Here is a 6,693-nt window from a genome sequence, read left to right on the forward strand (position 1 = left end):
GTGTGGTGGCTTGAGATCGCCGAGGACACCGCCGCGAGGCTCGAGCGCCTCGCGGCTCCGTTGAGACGCCCCTGAACCGCACGAAGGTGGCCGATTGAGGCTTTGTTCGTGCAGGAGGTCGCAGTATGAACGGCGGTACCCGAAGCGTTGGAGCACCGTCACCGTGCCGGTCTGGCCCTCCGGGATGCCGTGCGACCGCGCGGTGCGCGCGGAGAAGGCGAGCAGCCCGCGGGCACACACGCCCAGCACGGCGCGGCACAGGGCGTGAGCCCACGCCAGTCGGGAGCGCAGGCGATAGAAGCGGAAAACCCGCCCCGAGGATCCGGTCAAGATCCAGGACATGAAGGTGCTGGAGACGAGGATCGAAGTGACCGAAGGAGGGACCGACTTCAAACTTGGAATGACCGTTGACGTCCGCATAGCGGACTAATGACTCTCGCCGATTACGATGACACGTAAGTACTTAATTTCTCAAGCTCAGAACTGTGACTCAATTACGCGCGAGTCATTAGACATACCTGCCAGGGGAGATAATCGCGTAGGGATCGAGCGTTTTCTTGATCTCCCGGACGACTTGCCAGAAGGTCGCGTCACTCTGCGACAGCCAGTTCATGGTCTGAATGCCCACCCGGTAAGGAAGGAAGCCGTGGCTTCGGCCGGCCTCCAGAAGCGCCCAGTAGCACTTCTCCGCATTCTTGCGGCTCTCCTCGGAGTCCAGATCGAACAGCAATGGCACGGTACTGTCAAAGCACCTGTCGGACAGGCTGGTCAGGGTCATGAGGGGCTCCAACCGATGCTCCCGCATGATGGCCGTGACCATTCGCACATAGGCGGTAACGCGGTCTCGCGTCATCGGCACAAGCGGCGAATACCATGACACGCCGCAGCCGTCACGCGCCGGATCCATTGCGGACCCAACGCGAGGCTGCTTCCGGTTGTTCCAATAGCACAGGGGCAGCGCGGTCTCATTCGGCCGACCGGCAACCAGCTCCAGAGAGCGTTCAAGCATGTCCAGGTTCCGACCGAGCTTCGAGCGAAGATAGCTCGGCAATACACGTCCAACTCGGGCGAGTGTCCGTCCGCCCTTCGGACTGATGAATACCAGTCGAGAGGCCAAAGGCCTGAGAAGAGCCCGGATCTCACGCTGCGCCGCCTTCACAACTCCCTTGGAGCCATAGAGGGTGCCGAATCCCGTCCAGGGCATCACCTGATTGCTGCGACTGAGCTCGGCGAGCAATTCCGGCGAGATGAGGCCATCGGAGTCCAATCGCTCGCGCGGATAGGGTACCGCCATGGCCAACACGCGATGCGCGTTCATCAGGTTGATGCCGCCGACGACTCCCGGGTATCGGGCAATCACCTCGCGCACGAGATCCACCAGGCCCCCGAGCTGCTCCGGCTTCTTCAAGCCGAAGAGAAAGACCTTGATGGCATCGGGACGACGAGCGAGCACGATCGTCATTTGAGTCACGACGCCAAAGCCGCTCTGCGAGAAGAGGCCGTCAAGATAGGGGCCGATCCCCCACTTGAACGCACGGTCGAGCGGTTCTCCATTGAGCGCGGACAGTGCGGAGCGGTAGACGCGCCCATCCGGCAACACCGCCTCGAGCGCCATCACGGCGCCGAAATGATCGGCATGGGGCGTGATTCCGTAGCCGCGCTCGAGCGCATTGCCAACAATGCTGCACGTCGGACCCGCACCTGTCACGGGCACCAGGTACGGGTGTTTTCCGCGGTCAAGGAACTCGGCGAGTTGCCCCTGGGTCACGCCCGGCTCTACGGTCACCAGGCCTGTATCCGCGTCAAACTCCAGTATCCGGTTGAGTCCGGAAAGGTCGAGGATCACGCAGTCTTCGGCAGGCGGCAAGGCCGTTCCATATCCCCAGTTGTGGCCGGTGCTAATCGGATAGAGAGGGACTTTGAAGCGGGCGGCGATCTCGACGATTGCCGTGACCTGGGATCGTTCCTGTGGTCTGAGCGCCCCCGCCAGCCGACGCTGGACTCCCGTAGTGCAGCGCCCATAGTCGGCTTGTGCCGCCGCGGCGTCCAGAACATGGGATGGGCCGAGAAGCTCGGCCCATCCCCGCAGGGCGCTACGTGTCTCCACCGGAATTCCTCCTGACACAGTCCCGCCACCGGGCCTGCGTCAACTGGGAACTGCTGACCTGGTGCCTTCGCGCATGAGGGGGAAAAGCAGTCTTCGGGTGAACACCCCGACTCCTCCCCACATGGTGATGAACCAGAAGGGCACCCCTCCTGGCGGATTACCCGGGTAGCTCCATTGCCCTGTCCACACGCCGGCGTACTCCACCAAGGCACCCATTATGACCATGTACGCGAGGTACGCAAGATCCATCGGCTCGTGATACAGGGCGAGCGCTATAGCCAAAACTGCTGAGGACAGCAGCGTCAAGCTCCCGGCATCCCTCACCACCGAGAACGGAAGTGCAAACGCAATGGCCAGGACGAGCGCCAACCATCGTCTCCCCTGCGGAGCCTCTCCCCCGAGGAAGCGGATGGTATTGAGAGTGTAGAACCCCCACATGACGAACTCGTAAATCGGCATGCCCAGGGCGTCGGGGTCGCTGAACCGGAATGCGCCCTTGTTCAAGGCGCCGACGTTCATGACGAGGAACAACAGGTTGATGCCGATCATGAGCACGAGCTCGCGCCGGGAGATTCTCCCAAATCCGATAACCCAGACGAGGATCAGCGCCGTGAGCTTGGCCGCATTCCCGGGAATCCACCCCAGTATCGCGACGGACCCGAGCACCTGGAGTACCAGTCTTGCCCGTGTGGATACGAGAACGGAACGAATCCGCATGTCAGCCGAGACTAGTTTACTCGCTTCCCGCCCATGGACGGGCAGATGCATTCAGGCGGACCAGCGTCGCCGTAAGGCCGGCGCGGCCGGTCGCTCAGGGCTCGATGTCCTGCTCCGCAGCCCCTCTCGGACAAAAAAAGAGGCCCCAAGAAGGGGCCTCTGTAGAGCTTGGACAGACGCGTCTTTACGCTGCGATCTTCCTGCGCAGAGCCGCGAGACCAATCACGGCGATTCCGAGAAGCGCAAGGGTGCTCGGTTGCGGGACTCTCGCGCGGACCGGGTCGTCACTGAGAAGCTGCCAGTCGCCTACGGTGCCGCAAGTCAAGGTGACATTCGGGCAGAAGTCGTTCTGGGCGAATACGTCACGCGCCCCAAAGGGTGTGATCTGGCCGTTCGTGTCGAAGGTGCCCGCATACGGCCCGCCGGTCACGTCGAGATAGCCCGCTGCGTCTCCCGTAGAGGGGAACGTGGCGAAGTCGAAGTCTCCATCGATGAAGATCAACGGATTCAGGGGGTCGACCCCGCTATTCCACTTGAGGGTGAGGAACACCCCTCCACCGGCTGCGTTCGAGATGCCGTTGTAACACGGAGTGGTGCTTCCAGGCACACAGCCACCGCCTGCCGCCGCATACCCACCGATGCCCTGCCCCGCGCCGCCGGCAGTAGCGAAAGCGCCGACTGGATTGATGTAGAGGTCAAGCAAGCCGCCGGTCGACTTCACGTTAAGGCCGGTTCCCACCGGTGCGGTGGCGACGACGATGATGTCCCGAAATATGCCCGTGATCTCCGCGCCGTTCTGTCCGTGCACCCAGACGGGGCCGCTGGCATCGGCGGCTTCGATCGTGGTGATTCGGAGGATACCGAAGTTCTCCGAGCCGGGTGCGAGAGCGCCGGTGAAGCTTTCAAAGTTCTGAAGCTTGATGACCACGTCTCCGGCAAAGCCCCCCGTGAGGGTAAAGATCGGAGCCGCATTTGCTTGTGATACAGCCAATGCACTCACGATCCCGAGTGCAATCGCCAGCTTTCTCATTGAGTTCCTCTCCTTTAGCTCTGAGGGACTAGAAAACGTTTCTGCGACAGTACAGCAACCCACGTGCCAGCCCACGGTCTCGGGACCAATTCCATAGAGATATTGCTCAGTTAGCAGAGATCGACCCTCCTCCGAACGTACCGGAACTGGAGTGAACTGTAAACGTTTCCGCCGGGTCTGATTGTACAAGAGACACAAATAGCCGAAAGAGAAGGTAAATCCTCACGATGACTCTCCAGCCCTTCCAAGTGGCACCAGGGCGACAACGGTAGGATTTCCGACAGTTAGTAAATCAGGTAATAAGCCAGGGCGCGCGGTTCTGCATTTGCGAAGGAGCAGGCGAATCGGCCGTGGGAATTGTCTTGTCGAAGAACCTTACGACCCTTGGCTGCTTGCCGCATCAGCGAGACTGAAAGGTTCAATCACGCGGCGTTTTCATAAGTGGCACGTATCTCGCTTCACACTCCCGAACGAAATGTCATCGGGCCAAGGTGTAAGTTTTTTCGACGCGCCCGGCTCCGATCACACGACGCAGGCCTCCAGGATAAGAGCGATCGGTATCTTGGAAGTTGGTCATCGGAAAGACCACCTCGAACAGAAGCGGACACCTCCTGGAAGCTTTGGGAGGTGTTTCACTTTAAGCGCCTTCGTGCGGGCCTTCTGAAGCCGGGTCACGCGATCGTCATGTCGTCGTCAGAGGGGGTGTCACCTGCATAGCTGGACAACCATGACATGTCAGCGGGCTGACGGTCCTCGGTGCGGCCATCGAGCCAGGAGAGAGCCATCTGCTTGATATTTTGGGAGAGAAGTGGCGTCGTACGGCGGCACCTTCAGTGGCGCAGTCTTTGCCTATGAGAGAAGTGGACAGCCTCTGGAGGCCAAGGCTTCCAGAGAGAGGGGAGACATCATAGATGTCGGTATCATCGCTTCAGGCCACGCGTGCAGAAGAGATCTCACCACCGACCCCGAGCCGTTCACGGCTCAAGGCTACCTGGTTCCAGAACGATCAAATCGCAGACGGTCTCGACTTCGGGCTTGCCACCGATCGCCGTACTCTCGAGCAGGCTTTTCGCTTGCAACATGATCAGTACGTCGCACAAGGATACATAGATCCACACCCGTCGAATTGGCGCCTGAGTATTCACAACGCCCTTCCGGCAACGCGTGTGTTCGTAGCCCGGTCCAAGGATTGCGTGGTCGCGACAATGACTCTCATCGCCGATTCGCCAGTGGGTCTCCCGATGGACGAGATCTATTCGGATGAGCTCCGGACGCTTCGGGACGTGGGTCGCGACCTGGCGGAGGTTTCCGGGCTGGCCGTGGATCCCGACTACCAGCCCTCGGGAGTCGCGATTCTCCTGCGCCTCATCCGGATGCTGGTCGTCTATGCCGCCCAGGTGGGGAGCGATCTCTGCATCGCGGTCAACCCGCATCACGCCGCCTTCTACCGCAACGCATTCCACTTTCAAGACATCGGCGGTCTGAAGCAGTATCGCAAGGTCAACGGCGCTCCCGCCGTCGCGCTTCGCCTCGATCTCGCGCTCGCGCGGTCTTTGATGCGCGAGCTGCGCGATGGCCACCCCATGATCAGTGAAGTCCACGGCTTCCTGTTCAGCCCGGAAAACCTCGGACCGGTGCTGGCTCGGCTGGGCGAGGATCTGAAACAGGTTGTTCCGCTGGCAGAGCACGTGGCGTATTTCTTCTCCCGCCACGAAGCGCTCACCAAGGCTTCCGCGGTAGACCGAGCGTACATCCTGGCGGGCTGCGACCCCCGGCCGCCCCGGAAGCCCCTCATGCTCTCGCGGGGCACTCCAAACCGAAGCGTTGTCGACCGGGAGAGACCCCTGCGTCTGGCGCTCGCGTAGTCGTCGTCGCGGGTCCTGCGTCTCGTCCGCAAGGCTACCGCAGAGTCAGTCAGGACCTCGAAAGGTAGGACTCGCGGATCTCCGCCCTCGCTCGGACCTCGGTGCGAGTAGGGGATGGGTCGTCCGCGGCATAGCAGCCGGCCTCGTCTGTCCCTCTCTTTGTCGCAGGCATTCTTCCCTGGCGGAACCATCTACCCGGCACTAGGTTCCCACTGACGCCTGCCCTTTCTTGGGATTCAGCCAGAAAGTCAAGCACTTGAGAGTTCGGCAGGACGTATGCCCTGTCGGTGTCTGTCTTCTGGGGAGCCTGTTCGCCGGCTCCAGCGTTTGATTGCTTGAGTCAAGGCGCATAGACGGACAAACGCTGCTCCCTCGGCTCCCTCGCCGCGCGATGCGGGTGGGCGAAATGCGGCCTCCCCTGCGGGCCCCAGCCTGACACCCGGAATTGCTCGCTTCACCGGGGCGAAGAGGCGAGCGTCAGCACCGCGATCGCCCTCTGACCCGGGCCATCCTGCGCCGCCACGGGCTCGCGGTCAAGAAGCCGATCGCCCTCAAAACAAGTGTTACCGAAAATGAGGTGGGTGCCTCAAAACCGGTGTGACCCAAGCCGGAGAGGAGGCCCCGTGACGGAGCGAGCGCGCCGAGAGTATGCCGAGGTGTTGCGGCGGCGGTACGTGGTGGCCGACACGCGTGAACGAGGGAGGATTGTGGACGAGTACTGTCGCACGACGCACGGCCACCGGAAGGCGGCGATCCGGCGTCTGGGCCAGCGGCCGCGCCCGGCCGGGCGGCCCCCCGGGCGCCCGCGACGCTACGGCCGCGAGCTTGTGCCACTCCTCGAGCGCGTGTGGCGCGCCAGCGATGATCTGTCCGGCACGCTGCTCGTCGCCATCCTGCCCCGCCTCCTGGCGGCCCTGGCGCAGCAGCATGGCGTCGTGGTGGCCCCGCCCCTGCGCGTGGCCCTCGCCGCCGCC

Annotated in this window: 6 protein-coding genes; 2 read left to right on the forward strand and 4 right to left on the reverse strand. The window is 62.2% G+C overall.

All coding sequences use genetic code 11. The features are described from left to right. The 4 genes from Q7W02_25885 to Q7W02_25900 all read right to left on the reverse strand — a co-directional run. The coding region (locus tag Q7W02_25885; protein ID MDO8479563.1) for a hypothetical protein at positions 1–342 on the reverse strand (342 nt) is incomplete at its 3' end. Positions 343–508: 166 nt separating this feature from the next. Beyond that, positions 509–2,107, reverse strand: coding sequence for an FAD-binding oxidoreductase (locus tag Q7W02_25890; protein MDO8479564.1), 1,599 nt, complete (start codon positions 2,105–2,107; stop codon positions 509–511). A gap of 39 nt (positions 2,108–2,146) precedes the next feature. Then, positions 2,147–2,773: a hypothetical protein gene (locus Q7W02_25895; GenBank protein ID MDO8479565.1), complete on the reverse strand. Its 627-nt coding sequence runs from the start codon at positions 2,771–2,773 to the stop codon at positions 2,147–2,149. 235 nt (positions 2,774–3,008) lie between these two features. Next, positions 3,009–3,854, reverse strand: a complete 846-nt coding sequence (locus tag Q7W02_25900) for a PEP-CTERM sorting domain-containing protein (GenBank protein ID MDO8479566.1) — start codon at positions 3,852–3,854, stop codon at positions 3,009–3,011. Positions 3,855–5,095: 1,241 nt separating this feature from the next. Here Q7W02_25900 and Q7W02_25905 point away from each other — a divergent pair. Together Q7W02_25905 and Q7W02_25910 are read left to right on the forward strand one after the other, a co-directional pair. After that, the gene (locus Q7W02_25905) at positions 5,096–5,719 is read left to right on the forward strand and encodes a hypothetical protein (protein MDO8479567.1); all 624 of its coding nucleotides are present in this window, start codon (positions 5,096–5,098) and stop codon (positions 5,717–5,719) included. Positions 5,720–6,342: 623 nt separating this feature from the next. Continuing rightward, positions 6,343–6,693, forward strand: a 351-nt coding sequence (locus tag Q7W02_25910) for a hypothetical protein (GenBank protein ID MDO8479568.1), incomplete at its 3' end; no start/stop codon positions are given.

This window comes from Candidatus Rokuibacteriota bacterium (assembly GCA_030647435.1).
Lineage (GTDB): Bacteria > Methylomirabilota > Methylomirabilia > Rokubacteriales > CSP1-6 > AR37.